General features: G+C 57.8%; 27 protein-coding genes. 9 read left to right on the top strand and 18 right to left on the bottom strand.

The window, feature by feature from the left end; genetic code table 11:
• Positions 1-89: 89 nt before the first annotated feature.
• The 12 genes from emrB to AB8846_RS07740 all read right to left on the bottom strand — a co-directional run bounded on the left by emrB (position 90) and on the right by AB8846_RS07740 (position 13,109).
• Positions 90-1,637, bottom strand: a complete 1,548-nt coding sequence (gene emrB, locus AB8846_RS07685; protein WP_063144179.1) for a multidrug efflux MFS transporter permease subunit EmrB — start codon at positions 1,635-1,637, stop codon at positions 90-92.
• Positions 1,638-1,653: 16 nt separating this feature from the next.
• Entirely contained in the window at positions 1,654-2,826 is a 1,173-nt protein-coding gene (gene emrA, locus AB8846_RS07690) for a multidrug efflux MFS transporter periplasmic adaptor subunit EmrA (protein WP_370732432.1), read from the bottom strand.
• A gap of 126 nt (positions 2,827-2,952) precedes the next feature.
• Positions 2,953-3,483 carry a transcriptional repressor MprA gene (gene mprA / locus AB8846_RS07695; RefSeq protein ID WP_023308933.1) on the bottom strand — a complete coding sequence of 177 codons (531 nt, stop codon included), beginning with the start codon at positions 3,481-3,483 and terminating at the stop codon, positions 2,953-2,955.
• A gap of 313 nt (positions 3,484-3,796) precedes the next feature.
• The gene (locus tag AB8846_RS07700) at positions 3,797-4,981 is read right to left on the bottom strand and encodes an MFS transporter (RefSeq protein WP_045889178.1); all 1,185 of its coding nucleotides are present in this window, start codon (positions 4,979-4,981) and stop codon (positions 3,797-3,799) included.
• 191 nt (positions 4,982-5,172) lie between these two features.
• Positions 5,173-6,168: a glycine betaine/L-proline ABC transporter substrate-binding protein ProX gene (gene proX / locus AB8846_RS07705; RefSeq protein WP_370732433.1), complete on the bottom strand. Its 996-nt coding sequence runs from the start codon at positions 6,166-6,168 to the stop codon at positions 5,173-5,175.
• Between the two features lie 9 nt (positions 6,169-6,177).
• A complete protein-coding gene (gene proW / locus AB8846_RS07710) occupies positions 6,178-7,248 on the bottom strand; it encodes a glycine betaine/L-proline ABC transporter permease ProW (protein ID WP_370732434.1) in 1,071 nt (356 codons plus the stop codon).
• Positions 7,232-8,443 carry a glycine betaine/L-proline ABC transporter ATP-binding protein ProV gene (proV, locus tag AB8846_RS07715; RefSeq protein WP_370732435.1) on the bottom strand — a complete coding sequence of 404 codons (1,212 nt, stop codon included), beginning with the start codon at positions 8,441-8,443 and terminating at the stop codon, positions 7,232-7,234. The genes proW and proV overlap by 17 nt, the downstream gene beginning before the upstream one ends.
• Before the next feature lie 331 nt (positions 8,444-8,774).
• Positions 8,775-9,734, bottom strand: a complete 960-nt coding sequence (nrdF, locus tag AB8846_RS07720) for a class 1b ribonucleoside-diphosphate reductase subunit beta (RefSeq protein ID WP_370732436.1) — start codon at positions 9,732-9,734, stop codon at positions 8,775-8,777.
• Between the two features lie 9 nt (positions 9,735-9,743).
• Positions 9,744-11,888 carry a class 1b ribonucleoside-diphosphate reductase subunit alpha gene (nrdE, locus tag AB8846_RS07725; protein ID WP_370732437.1) on the bottom strand — a complete coding sequence of 715 codons (2,145 nt, stop codon included), beginning with the start codon at positions 11,886-11,888 and terminating at the stop codon, positions 9,744-9,746.
• Positions 11,861-12,271: a class Ib ribonucleoside-diphosphate reductase assembly flavoprotein NrdI gene (gene nrdI, locus AB8846_RS07730; RefSeq protein ID WP_370732438.1), complete on the bottom strand. Its 411-nt coding sequence runs from the start codon at positions 12,269-12,271 to the stop codon at positions 11,861-11,863. The genes nrdE and nrdI overlap by 28 nt, the downstream gene beginning before the upstream one ends.
• Positions 12,268-12,507 carry a glutaredoxin-like protein NrdH gene (gene nrdH / locus AB8846_RS07735; RefSeq protein WP_023294398.1) on the bottom strand — a complete coding sequence of 80 codons (240 nt, stop codon included), beginning with the start codon at positions 12,505-12,507 and terminating at the stop codon, positions 12,268-12,270. The genes nrdI and nrdH overlap by 4 nt, the downstream gene beginning before the upstream one ends.
• Positions 12,508-12,782: 275 nt before the next feature.
• Positions 12,783-13,109 carry a DUF883 domain-containing protein gene (locus AB8846_RS07740; RefSeq protein ID WP_023333166.1) on the bottom strand — a complete coding sequence of 109 codons (327 nt, stop codon included), beginning with the start codon at positions 13,107-13,109 and terminating at the stop codon, positions 12,783-12,785.
• 160 nt (positions 13,110-13,269) lie between these two features.
• Between AB8846_RS07740 and AB8846_RS07745 the strand changes: the two genes are divergently transcribed.
• Complete coding sequence (locus AB8846_RS07745; protein WP_023333165.1) at positions 13,270-13,614, top strand: DUF2002 family protein; 345 nt, start codon at positions 13,270-13,272, stop codon at positions 13,612-13,614.
• 32 nt (positions 13,615-13,646) lie between these two features.
• Here AB8846_RS07745 and alaE read toward each other — a convergent pair whose 3' ends face one another.
• A complete protein-coding gene (gene alaE, locus AB8846_RS07750; RefSeq protein ID WP_008502567.1) occupies positions 13,647-14,096 on the bottom strand; it encodes an L-alanine exporter AlaE in 450 nt (149 codons plus the stop codon).
• Between the two features lie 495 nt (positions 14,097-14,591).
• On the opposite strand from alaE, the gene stpA reads away from it, so the two are divergent.
• Positions 14,592-14,996, top strand: a complete 405-nt coding sequence (gene stpA, locus AB8846_RS07755; RefSeq protein WP_063144170.1) for a DNA-binding protein StpA — start codon at positions 14,592-14,594, stop codon at positions 14,994-14,996.
• A gap of 38 nt (positions 14,997-15,034) precedes the next feature.
• Here the strand turns inward: stpA and AB8846_RS07760 are convergent, their stop codons facing one another.
• From AB8846_RS07760 to AB8846_RS07775, 4 genes are all read right to left on the bottom strand, one after another.
• Positions 15,035-15,214, bottom strand: coding sequence for a hypothetical protein (locus tag AB8846_RS07760; protein ID WP_063144169.1), 180 nt, complete (start codon positions 15,212-15,214; stop codon positions 15,035-15,037).
• Positions 15,215-15,293: 79 nt separating this feature from the next.
• Positions 15,294-15,815, bottom strand: a complete 522-nt coding sequence (locus tag AB8846_RS07765; protein ID WP_370732440.1) for a rhodanese family protein — start codon at positions 15,813-15,815, stop codon at positions 15,294-15,296.
• Between the two features lie 9 nt (positions 15,816-15,824).
• Positions 15,825-16,124, bottom strand: coding sequence for a helix-turn-helix transcriptional regulator (locus AB8846_RS07770; protein WP_063144167.1), 300 nt, complete (start codon positions 16,122-16,124; stop codon positions 15,825-15,827).
• A gap of 37 nt (positions 16,125-16,161) precedes the next feature.
• Positions 16,162-17,100, bottom strand: coding sequence for a LysR substrate-binding domain-containing protein (locus AB8846_RS07775; RefSeq protein WP_370732441.1), 939 nt, complete (start codon positions 17,098-17,100; stop codon positions 16,162-16,164).
• 320 nt (positions 17,101-17,420) lie between these two features.
• Between AB8846_RS07775 and AB8846_RS07780 the strand changes: the two genes are divergently transcribed.
• The 7 genes from AB8846_RS07780 to AB8846_RS07810 all read left to right on the top strand — a co-directional run bounded on the left by AB8846_RS07780 (position 17,421) and on the right by AB8846_RS07810 (position 25,876).
• Entirely contained in the window at positions 17,421-18,026 is a 606-nt protein-coding gene (locus AB8846_RS07780; protein ID WP_063144165.1) for an ankyrin repeat domain-containing protein, read from the top strand.
• Between the two features lie 107 nt (positions 18,027-18,133).
• Positions 18,134-19,675, top strand: a complete 1,542-nt coding sequence (gene fdrA / locus AB8846_RS07785) for an acyl-CoA synthetase FdrA (protein ID WP_370732442.1) — start codon at positions 18,134-18,136, stop codon at positions 19,673-19,675.
• Positions 19,675-21,090 carry a DUF1116 domain-containing protein gene (locus AB8846_RS07790; RefSeq protein WP_370732443.1) on the top strand — a complete coding sequence of 472 codons (1,416 nt, stop codon included), beginning with the start codon at positions 19,675-19,677 and terminating at the stop codon, positions 21,088-21,090. The genes fdrA and AB8846_RS07790 overlap by 1 nt, the downstream gene beginning before the upstream one ends.
• An 11-nt stretch (positions 21,091-21,101) precedes the next feature.
• Positions 21,102-22,682: a hypothetical protein gene (locus AB8846_RS07795; RefSeq protein WP_063144162.1), complete on the top strand. Its 1,581-nt coding sequence runs from the start codon at positions 21,102-21,104 to the stop codon at positions 22,680-22,682.
• The gene (locus AB8846_RS07800) at positions 22,679-23,635 is read left to right on the top strand and encodes a carbamate kinase family protein (RefSeq protein ID WP_370732444.1); all 957 of its coding nucleotides are present in this window, start codon (positions 22,679-22,681) and stop codon (positions 23,633-23,635) included. The genes AB8846_RS07795 and AB8846_RS07800 overlap by 4 nt, the downstream gene beginning before the upstream one ends.
• 1 nt (position 23,636) lies before the next feature.
• Positions 23,637-25,016 (top strand): amidohydrolase family protein, encoded by a 1,380-nt coding sequence (locus AB8846_RS07805; protein ID WP_370732445.1) that lies wholly within the window; start codon positions 23,637-23,639, stop codon positions 25,014-25,016.
• Between the two features lie 125 nt (positions 25,017-25,141).
• Entirely contained in the window at positions 25,142-25,876 is a 735-nt protein-coding gene (locus AB8846_RS07810; protein WP_370732446.1) for a class I SAM-dependent methyltransferase, read from the top strand.
• Here the strand turns inward: AB8846_RS07810 and AB8846_RS07815 are convergent.
• Complete coding sequence (locus tag AB8846_RS07815) at positions 25,870-26,472, bottom strand: short chain dehydrogenase (RefSeq protein ID WP_063144158.1); 603 nt, start codon at positions 26,470-26,472, stop codon at positions 25,870-25,872. The two genes, AB8846_RS07810 and AB8846_RS07815, sit on opposite strands and share 7 nt — an antisense overlap.
• Between the last annotated feature and the right edge of the window lie 6 nt (positions 26,473-26,478).

Raw genomic sequence — 26,478 nt, forward strand, 5'->3', positions numbered from 1 at the left:
TGGCGCTATGCTTACCGGGCCTACGGATGGCGGCCCGGTAAGCGTAGACCGGGTAAGCGTAGCCGCCACCCGGCATCCTGAGCACAGGACTAGTGCGCGCCACCGCCGCCGCTACCGGCACCAAACGGTGGTTTAGCAAACCACACCAGCCCCAGCAGGACGATAAAGATCCCCGCCGATATCCAGAAAATCTCGTTGGCCGAGATAATCAGCCCCTGGTTGGTGATCTGCTGGGCAATCCACCCTGACGCCTGCTGCTCCGTCATGCCCATTCCCTGCAACTGGCTGTACATCTGCTGAGAGTTCGGGTTGAACGGATTCACCGCTTCGGTCAGCTGCGCATGGTGCATCGATTCACGGTTCGTCCACAGGGTGGTGGTGATCGACGTACCAATCGAGCCCGCCAGCGTTCGCGTAAAGTTCGACAGGCTCGATGCCGCCGCCATGCGCTCAGGCGGTAAACCGGAAAGCGTGATGGTGGTCAGTGGCATAAAGAAACACGCCACGGCAAAGCCCTGAATAAACTGCGGCCACGCGGAGGCGCCAAAGTCCATTCCCGGTTCGAACGTATACGCGCGCCAGTAGAAGCACACGGCGTACATGATAAAGCTGAACGTCACCAGACGGCGCATGTCGAGCTTGTGGGCGAAGCGCCCAATGATCGGCGACAGCAGAACCGGAATCAATCCAACCGGCGCCGAGGCTAATCCTGCCCAGGTTGCGGTGTAGCCGTATACCTCCTGCAACAGCTGCGGCAGCAGTACAATCGCGCCGAAGTAGAGCATATAGGCGAGGCTGATACACAGACAGCCTATGGTGAAGTTTCGCGACTTAAATAGCGACAGGTCGACTATCGGGTTATCGTCCGTCAGCTCCCAGACAATCAGGAAGCTCAGCGACACCACCGCGACAATCGTCAGGATGATGATCTCCCGTGAGTTGAACCAGTCCAGCTCTTTGCCCTGGTCGAGCATGACCTGCAGGCTACCGATGCCGACAACCAGCAGTGCCAGACCAATGGCGTCGATGCGCCGCTGTTCCGTCCGGGTTTCTCTGCCGCGCAGCGACTGGAGCGTCATCATTACCACGATGGCGCCAATCGGTACGTTGATGAAGAAGATCCAGCCCCAGTGATAGTTGTCGCTGATATAGCCGCCTAAGATAGGCCCGCAAATCGGGGCGACAATCACGGTCATCGACCACAGCGCCAGCGCAATCGAGCGCTTGGCGGGCGGGTAGTTGTTCAGCAGTAAACTCTGCGACAGCGGAATCAACGGCCCGGCCACAATCCCCTGAATAACGCGGAAGAAGATCAGCATCGTCAGGCTGCTGGACATGCCGCACGCCCAGGAGGCAAGAACGAACAATACCGTCGACCAGAGGAACAGCTTCACTTCACCGACGCGCTTTGCCAGCCAGCCGGTAATCGGAATGGAGATGGCGTTTGCCACCCCAAACGAGGTAATGACCCAGGTTCCCTGGCTCAGCGACGAGCCAAGGTTACCGGCGATGGTCGGGATCGCCACGTTTGCGATGGTGGAGTCCAGCACCTGCATGAATGTCGCCAGCGACAGCGCGATGGTCATAATGACCAGCTGCGCGCCTTCCAGCGGTTTTTGCGGCTTTTGCTGTTGCATAACGCTCACCTTCGGATTAACCGGCGTTTGCCTTCACGATGTCATCGATCAGCTTGTTGACCGGATCGAGGCTAATTTCACGGGCGTTACTTTCATAAGCCGGGCTGCTACGCACCTGGCTTGCCAGGATCTGACCGTCGCGGTTGGCGGTGTCGACCGTCACCAGCGTAGAGAGGCCGATACGCAGCGGGTGATCCGCCAGCTGTTTGGAATCCAGCTCAATACGCACAGGCAGACGCTGAACCACTTTGATCCAGTTACCGGTGGCGTTTTGCGCAGGCAGCAGGGAGAAGGCGCTGCCGGTCCCCATATCCAGGCCGACCACTTTCCCGGTGTACTTCACGTCATCGCCGTAGATGTCGCTGACGACCGTCGCGGTCTGGCCGATACGCATATGGGCAAGCTGCGTCTCTTTAAAGTTGGCGTCTACCCACAGATTGTCTGCCGGCACGACCGCCATCAGCGGCGTGGTTGGGCTAATCTGCGCCCCAGGCTGGACGGAACGACGGGAGACGTAGCCGGTCATCGGGCTGACGATTTTGGTACGCTGCAGGGCAAGCCACGCGTTGCGTACTTCGGTCGCCGACTGCTGTACGGCGGGCTGGTTTTCCAGGCTGGTGCCCAGCACCATCGCCTGGTTGGCGTTGTACTGTTGAATGGCCACATCCAGCTGTGCCTGAGCGCTGGCAACGGCATCGCGTGCGTGCTGCAGCTCTTCACGGCCAATCAGGTTAGCCGTGCCGAGCGGAACGCGGCGGTTCAGGTCGCTTTGCGCCTGCGCCAGCGCCGTTTTCTGCACGTCGATGTTGGCCTGCAGCTGTTTGCTGTTGATCATCAGCTGGCGGGTCTGACGGACGCTGGAGGCCAGCGCGGTCTGTGCTTTTTCAAACGCCTGCTGGGCGTCGGTTGGATCGAGGGTCACCAACACATCGCCTTTTTGCACAAAGTCGGTATTGTCAGCCCAGACTTTCGTCACGCTGCCCGACACCTGCGCCATAATTTGTACCTGGTTCCCTGCCACGTACGCGTCGTCAGTCTCTTCAGCATGACGCAGTACTAAAAACCAATAGATCCCATATGCCACGGCAATAATGATAAAGAGCAAGGTCAACAGAAGAAGGGCGCTCTTACGTTTGCCTTTCTTGTTGCCCGGCTGCTGCGGGGTAGTGCTCTCCGCATTTGCGCTCATTGTAGTTCTCCACGATCTTCTTATTTTCACATCGGCTGAGCCGACCTGTCGTCAGAAAGGCCAGCAGTGTGACGTGCTGGCCTGTCGGTTTTCTTATGAATCTGGAATGGTGAGCGTGTCGTCGCGTTAGCGCAGCGCCTCAAGAACGGCGCCGTCTTCATCCATCTGGTCCAGACGGGTGAGCAGCTTGCGAGTGATGTGCTCAAGCTGGTCGCGCTCGGCGGTGCTGAGGGCAGACCAGAGTTTGTGCAGGCAATTGTGCTGAGGTGGCAGCACCTCGCGCAGGAACTGGTGACCTTTATCGGTCAGTTGCAGATGCAGGCAGCGGCGATCGTTGTCGCTTTCACGGCGCTCAATCCAGCCACGCTTTTCGAGTTCATCGGCAATTCGGGTCGCATTGGTACGGGAGGAGCCCAGCGCGCAGCTCAGTTCGGAAGGCTGAATGCTGTGATTTTCCTGAGACTCCAGCGTAATCAACGCCATAAACAACGTCTCGTTAATCCCTTGAGCTTTCAGCATTTTATTACGGTTTTCCAGTAGCTTACCCTGCATGTGCATGCACAGGCGGGTCAGCAGGATTTCCTGATACGGGAAGTCCTCATGGCGACTGGCGCGGAATTTAAGCATTTGTTCAATGGGCGTAAACGAACTATCCATTTGGGCATAACCTCATTAATTACAGCCGATATAGTAACGATAGTGACAAATAATGTAAATGAATTATTTGTGCGGTTATATCCGCCAAACTTATGTCACCATCAGAAAGCGCCGGGTAAGTCCGTGACCCGGTGAGCACAGAAAGCGTAGGGTGTGAACCCGCTGAAGAGAGGATGTGAGGACGGGGGTCTGAACTATTCATGCCGATTGTAAATATGTCACCCACATTAAAATTTCTGGGATAAATGATTGCGTTTACATTAACAGAGTGAAGGGCCTCTTAACACCCTAAGAGGCCAACGCAATGTAAATCTTAGTTAATTGCATCCTGACGATGGTAGCCGCGCCACCATACTAGCAGGTTAAGGGTGGCGACGATGGCGCCAATCGCACATACCCCCGACCAGCCTGCATGCTGCCACGCCGATGCTGAAATGAGCGAACCCGCAGCGCCGCCAATGAAGTAGCTGGTCATGTATCCTGCCGTCAGGCGGTTACGCGCCTCTGGCTTCACGCGATAGATGACGGTCTGATTGGTGATGTGAACGCCCTGTACGGTGAGATCGAGTACCAGGATACCGACGATCAGCGCCAGCACCGAAATGTGTCCGTACCAGATCGCCGCCCAGGAGAGCAGAAGTAAAACCAGCCCTGCGGAGGTGGTCAGGTGGGATTTGCCCTTGTCGGCCAGCCCGCCTGCGGGACGCGCGCCCAGTGCCCCTGCGGCGCCGGCCAGGCCGAACAGGCCAATCACCCCTTCGGAATAATTGAACGGCGGCGCGGCCAGCAGAAACGCCATCGACGTCCACAGGATGCTGAAGTTAGCGAAGGTGAAGCAGCCCAGCAGGGCGCGGGTGCGCAGAAGCTTATCCTGGGTGAACAGACTGAAAACAGAGGCCAGCAGCTGAGGATAGTTCAGGTGGTTTTCCTGCTTCACCTTTGGCAGCCCGCGCCACAGCGCCAGCGCCATGACGACCATCAGCACGCTCGCCACCCAGTATACGGTGCGCCAGCCGCCCAGGCTTGCCAGCAGTCCTGCAACGGTACGCGCCAGCAAAATCCCCAGCAGCAGGCCGCTCATGATGGTGCCCACCACCTTGCCGCGTTTTTCCGGGGAGGCGAGGGTCGCGGCGAGCGGAACCAGGATTTGCGCCACCACGGAGAACAGCCCCGTTAGCGCGGTACCGACGATCATCATTGTTAACGACTGGCTGCTGGCGGTGATCAGCATCCCACCGGCAGCCAGCAGGGTCATGGAGACGATCAGCATTCGGCGTTCAAACATATCGCCGAGCGGCACCAGGAACAGCAGCCCGGCGGCATAGCCCAGCTGTGCAGCGGTGACGATAAAGCCTGCGGAGCTGGCGGAGAGATTGAACGCGCGGGCGATGGTGTCGAGAAGAGGCTGCGCGTAATAGTTGCTGGCGACTGCCAGACCCGTTGCCACGGACATTAAAAGGATGAGCGCGGGGCTAAGCCCTTGGGTTGTTTTTGTCATTAGTTTCAGGAATCGTTAGTTGAGTGATTATTTTTCCGGAAACCATAATAGCTAATGATTGTGAATGTTGGGGGATTGTTGGGTGATGTATTGTGCGGTTTAGGGGGATTGTGCGGTCTGGTGCCCTCACCCTAACCCTCTCCCACGGGGAGAGGGAACGCTAACAGAGCGCCGGGGTGAGGGAAAATGTTTTACTTCTGCGCCGCAAGCGCCTCTTTCACCCAGCCGTCAAACTGCTGCTGGTGGGCTTTGATCCAGCCGTCCACGTGGCCTTTCACATCCGCTTCAGACGATTTGCCCGCGTGCATCATCGCGTTCTGGGCATTGATGTCCGCCAGCGGCAGCTTCATCACCGAGAACAGCTTCGCCGCCGCCGGGTTTTTCTCCGCCCAGGCTTTGTTGGCCACGATATGCATGGTGTTCACCGGGAAGCCGTAGTTCATGCCGTTCGGCAGTTTGGTGTCGATATCTTTCTGCTCGCCCGGCAGGGAGGAGAACGGTACCTGCAGCCACACCACGTCTTTACCCGGCTTCAGGACGTCGCTCACCCAGTACGGCGTCCAGGTGTAGTAGATCACCGGTTTACCCTCTTTGAAGCGGGCAATGGTGTCGGCCATCATCGCTGAATAGTTGCCGTGGCTCACGTCGACCGTTTTCGCCAGATCGAAGGCTTTGTTCTGGTGGTTAATCACCGCCTCACAGCCCCAGCCCGGCGAGCAGCCCATCATGTCGGCCTTGCCGTCGCCGTTGGTGTCGAACAGCCTGGCGATCTTCGGATCTTTCAGCTGTTCAATATTGGTGATGTGGTACTTATCGGCGGTTTTCTTGTCGATCAGATAACCCTGCGCCGCACCCGTCACGAAGGTCCCTTCGCGATAGAACTTCTTGTCGCCACCGGCGGCGGCATACATGTCGTCGTGCAGCGGCTGCCAGTTCACCGCGGTAAAGGTGGCGTCACCGGAGGCAATCGACGTGTAGCCCACGTTGTAATCCACTTCGCTCGGCGTGTTGACCGTATAGCCCAGCTTCTCCAGCGCGCGGCTGACGATCTGGGTCTGGAAGCTCTCTTCTGAAATGGTGCTCTGCACCGGCTGCACGGTAATGCCTTTGCCCGGCAGGTCTGCCGCAACCGCGCTGGTGGAGACAAGGGTGGCAAACGCGGTAGCAAAAAGTACGTTATGTCGCATCGTTGTTCCTTATTTTGATTTTGTGAAAGGGCGGGTGAGTAACCCGACAGGGCCGGTGCTATACCAGCGACGGTTGCCGCGACTGCGTGAATCACGACCGACGGCCTGGGTCAGGCGGTCAAGAATAATAGCGAGGATCACGATCCCGACGCCGCCGACGGTGGCTAGCCCCATGTCGAGACGGCCAATGCCGCGCAGCACCATCTGGCCCAGACCGCCAACGGCGATCATCGAGGCAATCACCACCATCGACAGGGCCAGCATCAGCGTCTGGTTAACGCCCGCCATGATGGTCGGCATCGCCAGCGGGAGCTGAACTTTAAACAGCATCTGGCGCGGACTGGCGCCGAACGAGCGTGACGCTTCGATCAGGTCCGCAGGCACCTGGTTGATCCCCAGAATGGTCAGACGAATAATCGGCGGCAGGGCGAAGATAATGGTCACCACCACGCCCGGCACGTTGCCGATGCCGAACAGCATCACGATAGGCACCAGATAGACGAACGCAGGGGTGGTCTGCATCGCATCCAGCAGCGGACGAATAATCTTCGCCGCCCGCGGGCTGCGCGCCAGCCAGATCCCCATCGGCAGGCCGATGACAATGCAGAAGAGCAGGGCGGTCAGCACCAGCGCCAGGGTGATCATCGCCTGCGACCACGCGCCAATCGCGCCGATGGCAATCAGCGAGATCAGCGTGGCGACCCCCATCCCTGCGCTACCGAACTGCCAGGCGATCAGGGAGAACAGGATAATGGCGACCGGCGCCGGCATGCCCAGCATCAGCTGCTGGAAACCGTTCAGGATGTAATCCACCGGGACGCGGATCCCCTGGAAGACCGGACGGAAGTGCGTGACCACCCAGTCGATCCCTTCCGTGACCCAGCTGTCCAGCGGGATCAGCGTTTTGTGGAACGGATCCATGATGTTGAAGTGTTCTGGCGCAGGCGCGGGTGCGCTGTTGAGCCAGTCTGCCGCGCCGCCGCCATCGGTCGGTGCGGGCGTGGAACCCCACGCGTCGGCAGATTGCGCAGCGCTGTCCGCTGCCTCAGTGGTGCCCCACGGGTTAGATTGATCGGTCATTGTTTGCCCCCTCGCGATCTAAAGCCTGCAGCAACATGCCTTTTGAGATGATGCCGACGTACTGTTGTTCCTCACCCACGACCGGCACGGCGCACGGCGCCTGTCCCACGTGAGAGAGCAAATCGCTGAGCGGCGTTTCGGCGTCCACGGCAAGCGGAGCGTCAATTAACGCCGCATCGATTCCCCGGTTTTCGCCTAGCGCGGTTTTCAGGGAGTCGATGGAGACAATGCCAACAAATTTATTGCCGCGTTCAACCAGATAACCGTATTCACGGTCTTCGTCCTGCAGCAGCTTCAGCGCCGAGCGCGGGCCGAAGCCTGGCGTTTTACGGATAATGCCGTTTGGCGCTCGACGGGCAATATCTTTGGCGCTAAAGACCTGGCTAATATCCACGCCGCGGAAGAAGGTACGGACATAATCATTGGCCGGATTATTGAGAATTTCATCTGGCGTGCCGACCTGCACCACTTCACCGTTTTGCATAATGGCAATACGGTCGCCAATACGCATGGCTTCATCCAGATCGTGGGAAATAAAGACAATAGTTCGCTGGTGTTTAGCCTGTAATTTTACCAGCTCATCCTGCATCTCGGTGCGAATTAACGGATCGAGGGCGGAGAAGGCTTCATCCATTAATAATATGTCTGGATTAATGGCTAATGCACGGGCTAATCCCACGCGCTGACGCATACCGCCGGAAAGTTCATCTGGGTATGCATGTGCATAATTTTCCAGCCCGACCTGACGCAGTGCATCAAGGGCTTTTTCCTGACGTTCCTGAGCGGGCGTACCGGCTAATTCCATGCCGAAGGCGGTATTATCCAGCACCGTCATGTGCGGCATCAGCGCGAATGACTGGAACACCATTGCGATCTTCTTTCTGCGCACCTCGCGAAGCTCTGCGTCTGATATTCTGGCGATATCCACGCCGTCAATCAGCACCTGTCCGCGGGTGGGTTCAATCAGGCGATTGAGAAGGCGAACCATAGTGGATTTACCCGAGCCGGATAATCCCATGATGACAAAAATCTCGCCTTCTTCAATGGCCAGACTGGCGTCTTTAACGCCAAGCGATAGCCCGGTTTTTTCCAGAATTTGCTCTTTCGTAAGGCCTTTCTCAATATATTTGAATGCGCGCTGCGGGTGCTCGCCAAATACTTTATAAAGATTTTTCACTTCTAATTTAATTGCCATGCAATAGAGAGTGTCCTGTTATTTGTTTATGCCGATATGATTACCATGGTAAATTGTTAACGGGCATAACCCTAACATACTGAGAATCTGAGACAACCCTGAGTCGAGCTGAGGGCAGAATTTTGACGCAAGCGAAACGGCTGAATTTCCCATGAATAAAGGGCTGAGGGCGGTTTGAATTTTTCTCAATTTTTTGCTGCTGCATCGGGAAATTTCGCCTGAATCGGAATGATTCAGGCGAATATGACGCGGAAATTACAGTGTAGTTGTTTTGTAAATATTAGAGAGGGAATTGTTGGGTTTATATTAAATTAACGAACGTTAGCGTTCATTAAAAATCCCAGTCTTCATCCTCGGTTTCCACCGCTTTGCCCATCACATACGATGAGCCCGACCCCGAGAAGAAATCGTGGTTTTCGTCGGCATTGGGCGACAGCGCGGCCAGAATCGCCGGGTTCACCTCCGCCATTTCCGGCGGGAACAGCGCCTCGTAGCCCAGGTTCATCAGCGCCTTGTTGGCGTTGTAGCAGAGGAAGGCCTTCACGTCGTCCTCCCAGCCGGTGCCGGCGTAGAGCTCCTCGGTATAGCTCAGCTCGTTGTCGTACAGATCCATCAGCAAATCGAGCGCAAAGCCTTTAAGCTCCTCGCGCTTCGCCCCGCTGACTTTCTCCAGCCCTTTCTGATACTTATAGCCGATGTAATACCCGTGCACCGCTTCATCACGAATGATGAGGCGAATCAAATCGGCGGTGTTAGTAAGCTTGCCCCGGCTCGACCAGTACATGGGCAGCCAGAAGCCGGAATAGAAGAGGAAGGATTCCAGGAACACGCTGGCGATCTTCTTCTTCAGCGGCTCATCGGCGCGATAATACGCCAGCACCAGCTCTGCCTTTCTCTGTAGTGACTCGCTCTCTTCGCTCCAGGCGTAGGCCGCGTCCACGTCTTTGGTCTGGCACAGGGTGGAGAAAATCGAGCTGTAGGAGCGGGCATGCACCGCCTCCATAAAGCTGATGTTCGACATCACCGCTTCTTCGTGCGGCGTCAGCGCGTCGCTCATCAGAGCCGGAGCACCGACGGTATTCTGAATAGTGTCCAGCAGCGTCAGGCCGGTAAAGACGCGGATCGTCAGCTGCTGCTCGGCGTGGCCGAGCGTTTGCCAGGCCGGAATATCGTTGGAGAGCGGGACCTTTTCCGGCAGCCAGAAGTTGCTGGTCAGGCGGTTCCACACCTCCAGGTCTTTGTCGTCCTGGATTTTGTTCCAGTTGACGGCACTCACGCGTGACAGTTTCATCCTTTCTCCTTACAGCGCGCAGGACACGCAGCCTTCGATTTCGGTGCCTTCCAGCGCAAGCTGGCGCAGGCGAATGTAGTAGAGCGTTTTGATGCCTTTCTTCCAGGCGTAGATCTGCGCTCTGTTGATATCCCGCGTGGTGGCGGTGTCCGGGAAGAACAGCGTCAGCGACAGCCCCTGATCCACATGTTTCGTCGCCTCGGCGTAGGTATCGATGATTTTTTCCGGGCCAATCTCATACGCGTCCTGATAGAGCGCCAGGTTCTCATTGGTCATAAACGGGGCAGGGTAGTAAACGCGACCGGTTTTGCCTTCCTTACGAATTTCAATTTTCGACACGATCGGGTGAATGCTCGACGTGGCGTGATTGATGTAGGAAATCGATCCGGTCGGCGGGACGGCCTGCAGGTTCTGGTTATAAATGCCGTAGCGCATCACGTCGTCACGCAGCTGCTGCCACATCTCGCGCGTCGGCAGGGTAATCCCCGCGCGGGCAAACAGTTCGCGCACTTTTACGGTTTTCGGCTGCCAGTCGCCTTCCAGATACTGGCTGAAATACACCCCGCTGGCATAGCGGGACTGCTCAAATCCCGCGAACCGCTGGTTGCGCTCGCGCGCCAGCATCATCGAGGTGTGCAGCGCGTGCCAGGTAATGGTGTAGAAATAGAGGTTGGTGAAATCCAGCCCTTCCGGACTGCCGTAGGCGATGCCTTCCCGCGCCAGATAGCCGTGCAGGTTCATCTGCCCCAGCCCGATGGCGTGCGACGCGGCGTTACCCGCTTCAATAGACGGCACGCTGCGGATATGGCTCATGTCCGACACCGCCGTTAGCCCGCGAATGGCGGTCTCCACCGTGCGGCCAAAGTCTGGGGAATCCATGGTGTGGGCAATATTCAGCGACCCGAGGTTGCAGGAGATATCCTTGCCGATGTCCGCGTAGTCCAGGTTTTCGTCGTAGGCTGACGCGCTGTTGACCTGCAAAATCTCCGAGCACAGGTTGCTCATATTGATGCGCCCGGCAATCGGGTTCGCGCGGTTTACCGTATCTTCATACATGATGTACGGATAGCCGGACTCAAACTGGATCTCCGCAAGCGTCTGGAAGAAATCGCGGGCGTTAATGGTTTTTTTGCGAATGCGATCGTCGGCCACCAGCTCGTCATAAAGATCGCTGATGGCCACATCGCCAAACGCTTTGCCATAAATACGCTCAATATCGTACGGCGAGAAGAGCGCCATGTCGGCATTCTCCCTGGCCAGTTTAAAGGTGATATCCGGGATCACCACGCCGAGCGACAGGGTTTTGATGCGGATTTTTTCGTCGGCGTTTTCGCGCTTGGTATCCAGAAAACGCAGAATGTCCGGATGATGCGCGTGCAGGTAAACAGCCCCCGCCCCCTGGCGCGCGCCAAGCTGGTTGGCATAGGAGAACGCATCCTCAAGCATCTTCATCACCGGGATCACGCCAGAGGACTGGTTTTCGATGCGCTTGATCGGCGCGCCCGCTTCGCGCAGGTTAGAGAGCAGAAACGCCACGCCGCCGCCGCGTTTCGAAAGCTGCAGCGCCGAGTTCACCGCCCGGCCAATCGACTCCATATTGTCTTCGATACGCAGCAGGAAGCAGGAAACCAGCTCGCCGCGCTGGGCCTTGCCGCAGTTGAGAAAGGTCGGCGTGGCGGGCTGGAAGCGTCCGGAGAGGATCTCATCGGCTAGCTGCTCCGCCAGCGCCTCATCGCCCTGCGCCAGCGTCAGCGCCACCATCACGGTGCGATCTTCAAAGCTCTCTAGATAGCGCTTGCCGTCAAAGGTCTTGAGGGTATAGCTGGTGTAGTACTTCCACGCGCCGAGGAAGGTCTGGAAACGAAAGCCGCTGGCGTGGGCGCGTTCAAACAGCTTCACCACAAAGGCGCGGTCGTAGCGGGTCAGCACGCGTTCTTCGTAGTAGCCTTCTTTAACCAGATAGTCGAGACGTTCATTCTGGCTTGCAAACGTCACGCTGTTGGGCCGCACGTGGGCGGTAAAAAAGGCGTCCACCGCCTCACGATCTTTATCGAACTGAATGCGTCCCTCCCGATCGTAGAGGTTAAGCATGGCGTTTAATGCGTGGTAATCCGGTGTCGCCTGAATCACCCGTTCTGCGGTTGTCGTTGCCAAAATTCGTTCACTCCTTTACGCACGTTTTCGACGTCCTGCTGTGTCCCCATCAGCTCAAAACGATAGAGATACGGCACGCCGCATTTTTGAGAGATGACATCCCCGGCGAGGCCAAAGGCGTCGCCGAAATTGCGATTGCCCGCCGCGATCACGCCGCGGATCAGCCCGCGGTTATGAGGATCGTTCAGAAAGCGGATCGCCTGGCGGGGTACCGCGCCCGCCGTGCCGCCGCCGCCATAGCTCGGCACCACCAGAATGTACGGTTTCTCTACCCGGATCCGCTCCCGCTCGTTGAGCGGAATGCGCACCGCAGGCAGCCCGACGCGCTCAATAAAACGGAGCGTGTTTTCCGAGCTGCTGGAGAAGAAAACCAGCCCACTCATGCCCGGGCGGCCTGCGCGGCGAGGCGGTTAATCATGTCCGGGCGAAAGCCAGACCAGCTTGTCTCCCCGGCGACCACCACGGGCAGCTGACGAAAACCCTGCGCGCGCAGGGTATCGGCGGCCTCGGGCTGCTGGTCAATATTCACCATCTCAAAAGCCACCCCGCGGCTTTCCATTGCCCGTTTTGTGGCGTGGCACTGAACACAATCGTTACGAGTGTAAATAATAATGCTCATGATTCGTATTTCCATTTAAAATGAGATTGCGGCGCGAATCGTCGCGTCAGGTTGTGTGTGTCTTGCTAAAAGGAATACTAGATGTAGTTGTCTTGAGTTTCAACCATACAAGATATGGGAAATTTAGATTGATGTTGCCCCTATGATGAGCACAGCGGGGCAGGGCAGGCTGTGCGGGTTTTTCAGGCAAGAAGGCAAGAAGGCAAGAAGGCAAGAAGGCAAAGAAAAGCCCCGGCAGCCATTGGCCACCGGGGCTGAGAAACGTGCGCGAGGGATTATTTACGCAGGCTAAGCAGGGCGCCGACAAAGATCCCGACGGCCGCGACCGTGCCCAGCGTGCAGAGCGGTTTTTCGCGCACGAAGGTCGTTGCGCAGCTGACCGCATCGCAGGCAGCCTGAGTCGTGCGCGTACGCCCGTTCAAACGCGCGCGGGTTTCACGGAGCAAAGACTGAGCCTTACGTTTTGCGGCATCCGCTTCGTCCTTCGCGTCAGTTCCCCAGGACTTCAGCACCTCTTCCAGCGTGTCCGCTAATTGGCTGACATCATTACGAATATCCTGAGCGTCGTCATTAATATCGTTTCGGTTCGGTCTGTTAAACATACGATCCTCCGTAATTTTGTGTTCCCGTTCAGTTTAGTTCAGAAATTTAATATCTGAAGCGCATCACGCGTTATCCGGCAGTTTATGGATTATTCTGAAAGCCCTGCTAATGCTGAATACTGTAAGGTTGCCGGGCAGGAAAAGATAACGAGGAAAAGATATGTATTTACGACCTGATGAGGTGGCGCGCGTTCTTGAAAAAGAGGGATTCACCATGGATGAGGTGACATCAAAAGCGTATGGATATCGCCGTGGCGAGAATTATGTTTACGTTAATCGCGAAGCAAGAATGGGACGTACCGCTCTCATTATTCACCCGACGCTGAAAGACAGAAGTCTGTCATTTGCTGAGCCTGCCTCGGATATTAAAACCTGCGATCATTATCAGCAATTTCCGCTCTATTTAGGCGGCGAACGGCATGAGCATTATGGTATTCCGCATGGTTTCAGCTCACGCATGGCGCTGGAGCGATTTTTGAAGGGACTGTTTGGCGACGTACAGTAAATTCGCGACTGGCGTGCGCCAGTCGCTTCACATCACGCTTTTGCCTGGCTGTACTGGCTGACCTTAAACAGGCGGCGGCAGTAGTCGAGGAAATAGCCGTATACCGCACCCATCAGCATTGAAATCACAATATTCGAACTCACGGCCGCAGCGATCTGGTGCCAGTCTGCACCCACCGTCAGCAGAATAGCCACGTAAACCGGCGACTGGAACGTCACATACGCCAGAACGTCCGCCAGGTTTTTCACCCAGCCTGCGGGGCTGATACGACGCGCGAAACGCATTACCGCATCGCGGTATAACCCGTAAGGCCATGCAATAATAATATTGACCGGGATCGCCACCAGACGAGAAGAAAGTGACTGCTCGAAGGACATTCCGGAGAGGAATATTTCGATCAGCATGTTCACAACGGAACAGTAGACAACCATCGCGAAAGTATCCGCCACGGCATGGCGAAGGCGTGATTGCGGTGAGAACATGTCTGAACTCCTTGAGAAGCACACAAAAGAAACGATTTTCCCGAAGCGATTAGTGCTTTAGGTTGGTTTGTTTGACGTGTATAGCGTATATCTCTACATTTGAACTAACAACTAGTGATTAATTTTTATTTAATCGCCTTTTGTCCACAAAATTCTCTAAAGTTGGTTGTTTTTTGTTCGGTTCGTTATAATCTGTCTCGCTTGATGATTTTTTTCATGTAAATCAGATGGTTGATGTTTGTGGCGTCGAGATGGGATTTGCTCCTCTTGCGCGTAGCGCAGGATGCTGAAATTTTGATTAAGGTTGACCATTTATATTGATGTGATGATTGAGTCTGTGCATATCCCATATGCGTCATAAGATAATATTAACGGTAGTATTTAACTATATTTACATTACTGGCAGGACGGCCTCGCGGGTAGATATTTCTATGGAAATGAATTATTCTGTCGACGATTTATCTATTTACCCTAAAGAGAAGGTTTGCAAATAATATGTCTTTGACGTTACAGAATCTTAATAATATCCGAACTCTGCGCGCCATGGCGCGTGAATTAACCCTGGACGTTCTTGAGGAAATGCTGGAAAAGGTCAGGGTCGTTACCGAAGAGAAACGGAGTGAGCTGACGGAATTAGAGCAGCAGCGTGCTGAGCAGCAGGAAAAAATTAATGCCCTGCTGGAACTGATGAAAGCCGATGGTATTTCACCGACCGATCTGCTGGGCTCTGAACTGGCGCAGGCGGGTAAACCCGCGAAAAAGCGCAAGCCGCGTGAAGCAAAATATCGTTTTATTGACCAGAACGGTGAAGAGAAAACGTGGACCGGCCAGGGCCGCACGCCGAAGCCTATTGCCAGCGCGCTGGCTAACGGTAAATCACTGGATGATTTTCTGATCTAACAGGTGAGCCGGGCGGAACACGCCGCCCGGCTGGCTGTTCAGCAGACGCCGAAATCGCCTTCTTCGGTATACGGCGCCAGATCGGCAGCTTTCAGAGTATATTTCTCGCCTTGCTCATTGCTGGCCTGGACCGCCACAATGCTGTCACCGTTCACTTCGAGCACTTTCAGCTTCGGGCCGCCTTTACGCGGTTGCACATAATCACCGACAGAAAACATATTACCTCCTCATCGTTTTAGCGATCTTCACCTTAGCCCACGCATGACGCCGGGTACAGCGTATTTCACCGATTACTGCTTATGAGGTACGCCGGTTCCAGGGCATCACCTTGAGCAGTCGCGCCATACCGCAAAAGCCCGTGACACCGGCGAACAGCAGCCCGGCTCCGACAAAACCGCTGAGCAGGAAAAAGCCGCTGGAGACGCTATAGCCCAGCACTACGCCACAGAGTATCAGCAGCCCGGCGGCAATTTGCACCTGACGCATCAGCGGCAGCGGCTGGGATTTATCTTCGACGGTCGGCAGCCCGGCCTGCTTCCAGCCCTGAATGCCTCCCTCGACGACAAATGCCTGTGCGGACGCGGCGGCCTGAGCAAGGCGGTCGGCATTCCCCGACGTCCGGGCGCCGGACTGGCAGTGAAAAATCACCGTATCACCCGCCTGCGCGTTAAGACTGCCGGGTAAGGTATCCAGCGGCACGGAGCGCGCGGCGGGAATATGCTCGCGGGCGTACTCATCGGTATCACGAATATCAATCAGTTTTGCGCCTTCAGCGACGCGGGCGTTCGCCTGGTGCGGTGAAAGAAGAGGAAGAGACATGGCGGCTCCTTACGGACAATAAAGGGTTTTCAGGGTGCTGATCAGCTGATGTACCGCATCGTTTTTAATGAAATAGAGGATGCGCTGCGCGTCGCGGGTGCTGTCGATAAGCCCTTCCTCACGCATGCGCGCCAGATGCTGCGACGTGGCGGAAGGACTTAGCCCCGTGGCTCGCGCCAGTTCCCCCGCGCTGGTGCCGGGCGCTCCGCACAGGGTGCAGAGGATCAGCAGCCGACGCGGGTTGCTCATCGCTTTTAAGAGTGTGGCGGCCTGCCCGGCGCTGGCCTGAAGCTGTTCAAGTTCGGTCATAGTAGTTTAGCATTTTCTTAATTAAGTAAATGCTAAACTAATTTGTGGCCTCGCGCCAGAGGAGATCGCTATAGATGTGGGTCAGCACCCCCGCGGGGCCAAACTGCTGTTTGATCCACCGCGTGACCTGGCCGGTTGCGGCATGCTGCGTGGCGAGCAGCATACGAGAGTCCTGACGCGGGTTATTAATACGTCGGGTAACCAGCAGCCCCGCGTCTACCGCCTCGCGGGTCATATACTCCGGTAAAAAACCTATCCCTTCGCCCAGGATCTGACACTGACATTTGGTGTTAAAGTCCGGCACCAGAATGGCCTCCTGCCCGTGCAGCAGCCAGCCGACCTTTTTGTTAATGGTGTGCGCGGTATCTTCCACCATGATGTTGGGATACAGGCGCAGCTGGCTTTCCGCTATCGGCTCCGGGGTGAACGCCAGCGGGTGTTCAGGCGCGATGGCAAAGACCCAGCGGATGGCGCCGATTTCGGTGTAATCAATCCCGCCGCCGTCGAGCAGCGTGTCCGGCGCGCCAATCGCGATATTGGCCTGGTTGTTGATGATGGAGTCCCAGACGCCGTTGTACACCTCGGTGGTCACGGTGATCTGACAGGTCGGAAACTGTTTTTTCAGCACCTGCAGCAGCCTGGCGGTGTGGCGCGGCGTATATAAAAGCTGATTGATACAGATGCGCACCCGCGTCTCAATGCCCTGAGAAATGGTATCTATGCCGCGCTTGATGGCGTGGAAGTCGTTAAGCAGGTCGGTGGCCTTACGGTAAAAGTAAAACCCGGACTCGGTCAGCTCAATGCTGCGCGTGCTGCGGACAAACAGCACCACGTCCAGCCCGGTCTCCATGCGCTTAATGGTGTAACTGATGGCGGAGGTCGTCACGCCCAGCTCGGCGGCGGCTTTGCTGAAGCTGCCGAAGCGTGCGGCGGTAGTAAAGGCCAGCAGATTCTCTTCGGTAAAGATGGAATTCATATATCACTCCCTTTAGCCATCAGTTTTGAACATATTTTAACAGCGCTGTTACAACGCATTTGAAGCCGATCACAGTTCTGACTCTTTGTCGAAAGCCGCACACGGTAAGGCTTCGTCAGACATAAGCATAATGCAGTGTCGGGCGCTAAAACGCGGGAAAACATAAGGAAAAGGTTGCACAGACGCACGTTTTGACCGGTTTGTTGAATTTACCTCAACAATGAATTGACTGTCGATGAATCATTTTTAAGCGGATTCTTTTATGACCAGGCTGTTGCTATTCTCAGGTCAACAGAAATAAAAACATCGGGAGTCTGAATATGTCTGCGAACGAACTCGTTACTGAATTTCTGCTGGCGGCAGAAGAGGGCAATAGCGATGCGTTAAAAGCCTGCCTGGAAAAAGGCGTGGATATTAACGCCACCAACCGCCAGAAAAGAACCGCCGTTATTATTGCCAGCCTGAAAAAGCATTATTCCTGCGTAGAATTATTAATTTCCGCCGGGGCGGATATTGATAAACAGGATCAGACCTGCTTTAACCCCTTCCTGATTAGCTGCCTGACCAACGATATCACCCTGCTGCGCATTGTCCTTCCGGCAAATCCGGATCTCGACCGCCTGACGCGTTTTGGCGGCGTGGGCATTACGCCAGCCAGTGAGAAAGGGCACGTGGAGATCGTGCGCGAGCTGCTGGAAAAAACCGATATCAACGTCAACCACACCAACTTTGTCGGCTGGACGCCGCTGCTGGAAGCGATCGTGCTCAACGACGGCGGTGCGAAGCAGCAGGAGATCGTGAAGCTGCTTCTGGATCACGGCGCGAACCCGCACATGACCGACAAATACGGCAAAACCCCGCTCGAACTGGCGCGGGAAAAAGGCTTCGATGCGATAGCCGACCTGCTGCTGGCGGCGGGCGCATAACGTATTCGGCCAGCCTTTTCCGGCTGGCCGTTAATTCAAATGTATTTTTTACCGACGTGCATTTTGCACGACGGCGGCCCCCTTTTATCCGCTTTCAGGAGAAAATAATGCCAACGAAAATCGTCATAAAAAAGAACACCTATTTTGACTCCGTATCGTTAATGTCCGTTTCCACCAAAGCCAATAAATTACCGGGCGTCGAGCAGGCGTTTGTGGCCATGGCAACGGAAATGAACAAAGGCGTATTAAAAAACCTCGGGCTATTAACGCCGGAATTAGCGGAAGCCAAAAACGGCGACCTGATGATCGTGATTAAAGGCGACGCGGCGAATGATGAAACGCTGGCCGCTATTGAAGCGCTGTTCACTCGTAAAGAGAGCGCAGGCTCCCATGAAGCGCGCTATGCCACGATTGCCAGCGCTAAAACCCATCGCCCGGACAGCAACCTCGCGGTCATTTCCGTCAACGGTACTTTCGCCGCCCGCGAAGCGCGCCAGGCGCTGGAAAACGATCTTAACGTGATGCTCTTCTCCGATAACGTATCGCTCGACGACGAGCTGGCGCTGAAGCAGCTCGCGCACCGGAAAGGGCTGCTGATGATGGGGCCGGACTGCGGCACTGCCATCATCAACGGCGCGGGGCTGTGCTTTGCTAACGCGGTGCGCCGCGGGCCAATTGGCATCGTCGGCGCATCCGGCACCGGCAGCCAGGAGCTGAGCGTGCGCATTCACGAATTCGGCGGCGGCGTGTCGCAGCTGATTGGTACCGGCGGGCGCGATCTCAGCGAGAAAATTGGCGGCCTGATGATGCTCGACGCCATTGATATGCTGGAAGCCGACGAGGGCACCCAGGTTATCGCGCTGATCTCCAAGCCGCCCGCGCCAGCGGTGGCAGAAAAGGTGCTGGCCCGCGCCAGAGCGTGCCGCAAGCCGGTGGTTGTCTGCTTCCTCGGCCGCAGCGAACCGCCCGCCGAAGAAGACGGCCTGCAGTTTGCGCGCGGCACTAAAGAGGCTGCCCTGAAGGCCGTCCTGCTCACCGGCATCAAAAAAGAGTCCCTCGATCTGCATCCGCTCAACTGGCCTTTGATTGAAGAGGTGCGCGCCCGCCTGACGCCGCGGCAGAAGTACATTCGCGGCCTGTTCTGCGGCGGCACCCTGTGCGACGAGGCGATGTTCGCGGCGCTTGCGAAATTCGACGACGTCTACAGCAACATCCAGCCGGATCCGGCTAAGCGCCTGAGCGACATCAGCGTCAGTAAAGCCCACACCTTCCTCGACTTTGGCGACGACGACTTCACCAACGGCAAGCCGCACCCGATGATCGACCCGACCAACCGCATCAGCCGCCTGCTGCAGGAGGCGCGGGATCCGGAGGTGGGCGTGATCGTCATGGACTTCGTGCTGGGCTTTGGCGCGCACGAGGATCCGGTGGGGGTGATGATCGACGCCATCAAAGAGGCGCAGGCCATCGCGAAGGCCGATCGCCGTCCGCTTGAGATCCTCGGCTACGTTCTCGGCACCGACCAGGATCCGCAGTCGCTGGCGCAGCAGTGTCAGCTGCTGACCGACGCAGGCGTCATCTGGGCCAGCAGCAGCACCAACACCGGATTACTGGCACGCGAATTTGTTTGCAAAGGGGAGAAAGCATAATGACGACCTTATTCAACCAGCCGCTGAACGTCATTAACGTCGGCATTGCAATGTTCAGCGACGATCTCAAAAAACAGCTCGTTCCCGTGACCCAGCTCGACTGGACGCCGCCGGGGCAGGGCAATATGCAGGTCGTTGAAGCGCTCGACCAGCTGGCGGAAAAACCGCTGGCGGAGAAAATCGCCGCCGCTAACCAAATCGCCCTTGAGCGCATTATTCAGTCCCATCCGGTGCTGGTGGGCTATGACCAGGCCATTAACGTTGTCCCGGGGATGACCCGCACCACCATTCTGCACGCCGGTCCGCCCGTCTCCTGGGAAAACATGTGCGGGGCGATGAAGGGCGCGGTCACCGGGGCGCTGGTGTTTGAAGGGCTGGCGAAAGATCTGGACGACGCGGCAAGGCTGGCGGCCTCAGGCGACATTACCTTCTCGCCGTGCCACGAGCATGACTGCGTGGGCTCGATGGCGGGCGTCACCTCCGCGTCGATGTTTATGCACATCGTTGAAAACAAAACCTACGGCAACCGCGCGTTCACCAACCTCAGCGAGCAGATGGCGAAGATCCTGCGCATGGGGGCCAACGACCAGAGCGTAATCGACCGCCTGAACTGGATGCGCGACGTGCTCGGCCCGATGCTGCGCGACGCGATGAAGATTATCGGCGAAATCGACCTGCGCCTGATGCTGGCGCAGGCGCTGCACATGGGCGACGAGTGCCACAACCGCAACAACGCGGGCACCACGCTGCTTATTCAGGCGCTGACGCCGGGGCTGATCCAGGCGGGCTATCCGGTGGAGCAGCAGCGCCAGGTGTTCGAGTTTGTCGCCAGCAGCGACTACTTCTCCGGCCCGACGTGGATGGCGATGTGTAAAGCCGCGCTGGACGCTGCGCACGGCATTGAATACAGCACCGTCGTTACCACCATGGCGCGCAACGGCTACGAGTTTGGCCTGCGCATTTCCGGCCTGCCGGGGCAGTGGTTCACCGGCCCGGCGCAGCAGGTGATCGGCCCGATGTTCGCGGGCTATAGGCCGGAAGACTCCGGGCTGGATATCGGCGACAGCGCGATTACCGAAACCTACGGCATCGGCGGCTTTGCGATGGCGACGGCCCCGGCGATTGTTGCCCTGGTGGGCGGGACGGTGGATGAAGCCATCGACTTCTCCCGCCAGATGCGCGAAATCACCCTCGGCGAAAACCCGAACGTCACCATTCCGCTGCTCTCGTTTATGGGCATCCCAACCGCCATCGACATCACTAAAGTCGCGGGCAGCGGCATTCTGCCGGTGATTAACACCGCCATTGCCCATAAAGACGCGGGCATCGGCATGATTGGGGCGGGCATCGTTCACCCGCCGTTTAGCTGTTTTGAAAAGGCGCTGTTGACCTTCCGCGATCGCTACTTTTTATAAGGCAAGCATCCATGAAAAACATGAAACTGGAGTGGAAAAGAGGTGACTGGGCGGCCTATTTCGGGTTGATGACCAACAACCTGACCAATTTGCTGACCATGATGGGGCTGCTCATTTTTGTCGTCGGCATCCCGAAGGAGATTGTTTATGGACGCATCGCGCCGGCCTTCGGGCTGGCGGTGCTGGTGGCGAGTATTTGCTACGCCTGGTTCGGCATGCAGATGGCGCGCGCCACTGGGCGTACGGATGTGACCGCGCTGCCGTCCGGCCCGAGCGCGCCGTCAATTTTTACCGTGACCTTTCTGGTCTTAATGCCGGTCTACCAGCAAACGGGCGATGCGGAGTTCGCGATCCAGATTGGCCTGGTGTGGTGCTTCGTGGAGGCGATGATCCTCGCGGGCGGTTCGTTTTTAGGGGAAACCATCCGCAAGATGATCCCGCGTACCGTGCTGCTGTCTTGCCTCTCCGGTTTAGGCCTGCTGCTGCTGGCGATGAACCCGATGCTGCAGGCATTCGAAGCGCCGACCGTGTCGTTCATCGTATTGCTGCTGATCTTTATTAACTGGTTTGGCAAAAAGCCGATTTTCGCCCGTATCCCGACCGGCCTGCTGCTGCTGATAGCCGGTACCGCACTGGCGTGGATATCCGGCCTGCAAAGCCCGGAAGCGATAAAAGCGTCCATGTCATCCTTCGGCTTTAACCCGCCGCAGGTGCACGTGGAAGGCTTCCTGCAGGGCCTGCCGCACGCGCTGCCGTATCTTGCCTCGGCGGTTCCACTGGGCCTGGCGAACTACATCTTTGACCTGGAGAACATCGAAAGCGCCCATGCGGCGGGGGATGCGTACCCGACGCGTAAGGTGATGCTGGCGAACGGCCTGGCCTCCATGCTCGGCTGCCTGATGGGCAACCCGTTCCCGGTGACGGTCTACGTTGGCCACCCAGGCTGGAAAGCGATGGGGGCCAGCATCGGCTACACGCTGGCCTCCGGCGTGACCATGTTCATCGTGCCGCTGTTCGGGCTGGGGGCGTTTATGCTCGCCATCATTCCGATGACCGCCATCGTGCCGATTCTGGTGTTTATCGGCGTCGTCACCGCCAACCAGGTGGTGAGGGAAACACCCAAAGTGGAGGTGCCCGTTATCTTCATCTGCCTGTTCCCGTGGATCGCCAACTGGGCGCTGACCATGATGAACAGCGTGATGGGGGCGGCAGGCACCAGCGCGGCCAAAATCGGCACCGACGTGCTGCACAGCAAGGGGATCTACTACGAGGGATTAGTCCATCTGGGGAACGGCGCACCGCTCGCCAGCATGCTGTGGGGCTGTATCGCCATCTTCGCCATCATCAACAAACCGCTGCGGGGCGCGATTGCTGCTGCCGTGGGCGCACTGCTTGCGCTGTTTGGCGTGATCCACGCCCCGGTGGTGGGATTTGCCGAAGGCAGTTCGCTGATGTTCGTCACCGCATACCTGATGATGGGCGGCATGTTTGTGGTGAAGCATGTGCTGGATATCTCTGTTAATCCCCCTCTCCCTGTGGGAGAGGTCCGGGGTGAGGGCACCAGAACGCACCTTTTAAAGGAAACAAAATGAAAGAGCTTATGGTCGTCGCCATCGGCGGCAACAGCATTATCAAAGACAACGCCAGCCAGTCGGTTGAACATCAGGCGCAGGCGGTGAAAGCGGTGGCGGAGTCGGTGCTGGAAATGCTGGCCTCGGACTATGACATCGTGCTCACCCACGGCAACGGCCCCCAGGTGGGGCTGGATCTGCGCCGCGCCGAAATCGCCCACGAGCGGGAAGGGCTCCCGCTGACCCCGCTGGCAAACTGCGTGGCGGATACCCAGGGCGGCATCGGCTACCTGATCCAGCAGGCGCTCAACAACCGCCTGGCCGCGCGCGGGGAGCAAAAAGCGGTCACGGTCGTCACGCAGGTGGAGGTGGATAAAAACGATCCCGGCTTTACGCACCCGACGAAACCGATCGGCGCGTTCTTCAGCGAGGCACAGCGCGACGAGCTGCAGCGCGCGCACCCGGACTGGCGTTTTGTTGAGGACTCCGGCCGTGGCTATCGCCGCGTGGTGGCCTCACCCCAGCCGCTGCGGATTGTCGAATCGGAGGCCATCAAAACCCTGACGCAAAAAGGCTTTGTTGTGATTGGCGCGGGCGGCGGCGGGATCCCCGTTGTGCGCTCGGCGCAGGGCGATTACCAGAGCGTCGACGCGGTGATTGATAAAGATCTCTCCACGGCGCTGCTGGCGCGGGAGATCGGTGCCGACGTGCTGGTGATTACCACCGGCGTGGAAAAGGTGTGCGTCAACTTCGGCAAGCCGAACCAGCAGGCGCTGGATACCGTCAGCGTGGCGCAGATGGCGCGCTATATGGACGAAGGCCACTTCCCGGCGGGCAGCATGCTGCCCAAAATCGTCGCCTCGCTGGAATTTTTAAACCACGGCGGCAAGCGGGTGATCGTCACCTCGCCGGACTGCCTGCCCGCGGCGCTGCGCGGGGAAACCGGCACCCATATTGTTAATGAAGGAAGATAAGATGAGTGAAAATAAAAGCCGCCGCGAGTTTATTAGCCAGAGCGGCAAAATGGTCACCGCCTGCGCGCTGTTTGGCGCGACCGGCTCCGTCGCGTATGCTGCGGATACCGCAAAGCCAACCTGCGAGACCGGCAAACCCATGAACATCACCGCAAAACACTACTACCTCGACAACGTGCTGCTGGAGGCCGGGTTTAACGTCGACGGCAGCGTAGCGACGAGCACCCGCACCGAGCTGAAAACGCTGGAAATTAAAGACGGGAAGATCGTCGCCCTGCGCGACAACAAGAGCCACGCCGACGCCACGCTGCCGCACTATGACGCAGGCGGCAAGCTGATGCTCCCGGCGATGCGCGACATGCACATCCATCTGGATAAAACCTTTTACGGCGGCCCGTGGCGCTCCCTGAACCGTCCGGCGGGCACCACGATTCAGGACATGATCCGCCTTGAGCAGAAGCTGCTGCCGGAGCTGCAGCCCTACACCCAGGAGCGTGCGGAAAAGCTGATCGACCTGATCCAGTCCAAAGGTTCCTCCATCGCCCGCAGCCACTGCAACATTGAGCCGGTTTCTGGCCTGAAAAACCTGGAAAATTTGCAGGCGGTGCTGGCGCGCCGCAAAGCGGGTTTTGACTGCGAAATCGTCGCCTTCCCGCAGCACGGGCTGCTGCTGTCGAATTCTGAAAAGCTGATGCGCGAGGCGATGCAGGCCGGGGCGCACTACGTGGGCGGGCTGGATCCCACCAATGTCGACGGCGCCATGGAGAAATCCCTCGACACGATGTTCCAGATTGCGCTGGATTACGACAAAGGGGTGGACATTCACCTGCACGAAACCAGCCCGGCGGGCGTGGCGGCGGTGAACTATATGGTCGAAACCGTGGAGAAAACGCCGGCGCTGAAGGGCAAGCTGACCATCAGCCACGCCTTCGCGCTGGCGACGCTCAACGAGCAGCAGGTGGATGAGATCGCCACCCGCATGGCGGCGCAGCAGGTGACTATCGCCTCCACCGTGCCGATTGGCACCCTGCATATGCCGCTGAAGCAGCTGCGCGAGAAGGGCGTATTCGTGATGACCGGCACCGACAGCGTGATCGATCACTGGTCGCCGTACGGTCTGGGGGACATGCTGGAGAAAGCGAATCTCTATGCGCAGCTCTATATTCGCCCCAACGAGCAGACGCTCTCCCGCGCGCTCGGTATCGCCACCGGCGACGTGCTGCCGCTGAACGACAAGGGCGAACGCGTGTGGCCAAAAGCGCAGGACGACGCCAGCTTTGTGCTGGTGGATGCCTCCTGCTCCGCCGAGGCCGTGGCGCGCATTTCACCGCGTACCGCGACGTTCCATAACGGAAATCTGGTCTGGGGTACCGTGGGCTAAAAGCGAGCCGGGTGACGGCTTCGCCTTACCCGGCCTACAAAATCCCCCCAATGTAGGCCGGGTAAGCGCAGCGCCACCCGGCAATGTTTTATACTGGGAGTCACATTCTTAAAGAGGGATCTGCCATGGCACAAAACATCTACGACAATCCGGCGTTTTTCGAGGGCTACGCCCAGCTTCCGCGCTCGGTGCAGGGTCTGGACGGCGCGCCGGAGTGGCCCGCGCTTAAGGCCATGCTGCCGGATTTAACCGGCAAATCGGTTGTCGATCTCGGCTGCGGCTACGGCTGGTTCTGCCGCGCAGCGCGCGAATTGGGCGCTGCTGACGTCACGGGGGTCGATATCTCAGAAAAGATGCTCGCCCGCGCGGCGGAGCTTACCGCTGACCCACAGGTTCGCTATCAGCGTAGCGATCTGGAATCTTTCACACTCAACGAGAGCAGCCTCGATCTGGTCTACAGCTCCCTGGCGCTGCACTACCTGCCGGAACTGGACACGCTGTTCGCCGGGGTTCAGCGCGCGCTCAAGCCCGGCGGCAGCCTGGTCTTTTCGATGGAGCACCCGATATACACCTGCGCCTCCCGTCAGGGCTGGCTGACCGACGACAGCGGCGAGCGGTTCTGGGGCGTGAACCACTATCAGGACGAAGGCAAGCGCGTCAGCAACTGGCTGGCGGACGGGGTGGTGAAATACCACCGCACGCTGGGCACCACGCTTAACGCGCTCATTAGGGCCGGATTAACGGTAAGCGAAGTCAACGAGTGGGGGCCAACGCAGGCGCAGATTGACGCCTGGCCCGCGCTGGCCGAAGAGGCGGAGCGCCCGATGCTGGTGCTGATCGCCGCCCGTAAGGCTCAGTAACCCACCTTATACACCCGCCCGCTCTGCACCCCTTCCACGCTGCGGCGGTAGGCATTCGCCACGGTTGCGGCGGGAACGCTCTCAAAGCCGGGGAAGAAGCCGTCATACGCTTCGGCGGATTCGGTGAGCACCGTTGGGCTAATGAGGTTGATGCGGATCCCGCGCGGCAGCTCGCAGGCTGCGGCGCGCACAAACCCTTCCAGCGCCGCGTTTACCGTGGTGGCGTTAACTCCCTGAGCAATCGGCTCGTGCGCCACAATCCCGCTTATCAGCGTAATCGAGCCGCCTTCGTTCAGGTAGTGCTGGCCGGTCAGCGCCAGGCGCACCTGCCCGAGCAGTTTATCCTGCAGGCCCTGGTTGAAGTCGCTGTCTTTCATGGTCGCGAGCGGGCCAAAGTGAAGGCCACCGCTGGCGGAGACAATCGCATCCACCGGGCCGATTTTCTCAAACAGCGCCTGGACGCTCGCCTGCGAGGTGATATCCACCTGCTCGTCTCCCTGCGTGCGACCGACGCGGATGACCTCGTGGCGACGACTCAGCTCTTCCGCTACTGCACGACCGACCGTACCGCTGGCACCAATAATGACGATTTTCATAGCCGA

This window comes from Enterobacter sp. KB-221C9, assembly GCF_041320715.1.
Taxonomy (GTDB): Bacteria; Pseudomonadota; Gammaproteobacteria; order Enterobacterales; family Enterobacteriaceae; genus Enterobacter; species Enterobacter asburiae_D.

Excerpts from the sequence above, each read along its gene's own strand:
- AB8846_RS07700 (WP_045889178.1), bottom strand. The coding sequence starts at position 4,981 with ATGACAAAAACAACCCAAGGGCTTAGCCCCGCGCTCATCCTTTTAATG.
- AB8846_RS07770 (WP_063144167.1), bottom strand. The coding sequence starts at position 16,124 with ATGACCGAACTTGAACAGCTTCAGGCCAGCGCCGGGCAGGCCGCCACA.
- AB8846_RS07795 (WP_063144162.1), top strand. The coding sequence starts at position 21,102 with ATGAAAAACATGAAACTGGAGTGGAAAAGAGGTGACTGGGCGGCCTAT.
- nrdH (WP_023294398.1), bottom strand. The coding sequence starts at position 12,507 with ATGAGCATTATTATTTACACTCGTAACGATTGTGTTCAGTGCCACGCC.
- AB8846_RS07810 (WP_370732446.1), top strand. The coding sequence starts at position 25,142 with ATGGCACAAAACATCTACGACAATCCGGCGTTTTTCGAGGGCTACGCC.
- AB8846_RS07760 (WP_063144169.1), bottom strand. The coding sequence starts at position 15,214 with ATGTTTTCTGTCGGTGATTATGTGCAACCGCGTAAAGGCGGCCCGAAG.
- nrdI (WP_370732438.1), bottom strand. The coding sequence starts at position 12,271 with ATGAGTGGGCTGGTTTTCTTCTCCAGCAGCTCGGAAAACACGCTCCGT.
- AB8846_RS07815 (WP_063144158.1), bottom strand. The coding sequence starts at position 26,472 with ATGAAAATCGTCATTATTGGTGCCAGCGGTACGGTCGGTCGTGCAGTA.
- AB8846_RS07775 (WP_370732441.1), bottom strand. The coding sequence starts at position 17,100 with ATGAATTCCATCTTTACCGAAGAGAATCTGCTGGCCTTTACTACCGCC.
- AB8846_RS07740 (WP_023333166.1), bottom strand. The coding sequence starts at position 13,109 with ATGTTTAACAGACCGAACCGAAACGATATTAATGACGACGCTCAGGAT.
- mprA (WP_023308933.1), bottom strand. The coding sequence starts at position 3,483 with ATGGATAGTTCGTTTACGCCCATTGAACAAATGCTTAAATTCCGCGCC.
- emrA (WP_370732432.1), bottom strand. The coding sequence starts at position 2,826 with ATGAGCGCAAATGCGGAGAGCACTACCCCGCAGCAGCCGGGCAACAAG.
- nrdF (WP_370732436.1), bottom strand. The coding sequence starts at position 9,734 with ATGAAACTGTCACGCGTGAGTGCCGTCAACTGGAACAAAATCCAGGAC.
- AB8846_RS07765 (WP_370732440.1), bottom strand. The coding sequence starts at position 15,815 with ATGTCTCTTCCTCTTCTTTCACCGCACCAGGCGAACGCCCGCGTCGCT.
- emrB (WP_063144179.1), bottom strand. The coding sequence starts at position 1,637 with ATGCAACAGCAAAAGCCGCAAAAACCGCTGGAAGGCGCGCAGCTGGTC.
- AB8846_RS07790 (WP_370732443.1), top strand. The coding sequence starts at position 19,675 with ATGACGACCTTATTCAACCAGCCGCTGAACGTCATTAACGTCGGCATT.
- stpA (WP_063144170.1), top strand. The coding sequence starts at position 14,592 with ATGTCTTTGACGTTACAGAATCTTAATAATATCCGAACTCTGCGCGCC.
- AB8846_RS07780 (WP_063144165.1), top strand. The coding sequence starts at position 17,421 with ATGTCTGCGAACGAACTCGTTACTGAATTTCTGCTGGCGGCAGAAGAG.
- fdrA (WP_370732442.1), top strand. The coding sequence starts at position 18,134 with ATGCCAACGAAAATCGTCATAAAAAAGAACACCTATTTTGACTCCGTA.
- AB8846_RS07745 (WP_023333165.1), top strand. The coding sequence starts at position 13,270 with ATGTATTTACGACCTGATGAGGTGGCGCGCGTTCTTGAAAAAGAGGGA.
- AB8846_RS07800 (WP_370732444.1), top strand. The coding sequence starts at position 22,679 with ATGAAAGAGCTTATGGTCGTCGCCATCGGCGGCAACAGCATTATCAAA.
- proV (WP_370732435.1), bottom strand. The coding sequence starts at position 8,443 with ATGGCAATTAAATTAGAAGTGAAAAATCTTTATAAAGTATTTGGCGAG.
- AB8846_RS07805 (WP_370732445.1), top strand. The coding sequence starts at position 23,637 with ATGAGTGAAAATAAAAGCCGCCGCGAGTTTATTAGCCAGAGCGGCAAA.
- proW (WP_370732434.1), bottom strand. The coding sequence starts at position 7,248 with ATGACCGATCAATCTAACCCGTGGGGCACCACTGAGGCAGCGGACAGC.
- proX (WP_370732433.1), bottom strand. The coding sequence starts at position 6,168 with ATGCGACATAACGTACTTTTTGCTACCGCGTTTGCCACCCTTGTCTCC.
- alaE (WP_008502567.1), bottom strand. The coding sequence starts at position 14,096 with ATGTTCTCACCGCAATCACGCCTTCGCCATGCCGTGGCGGATACTTTC.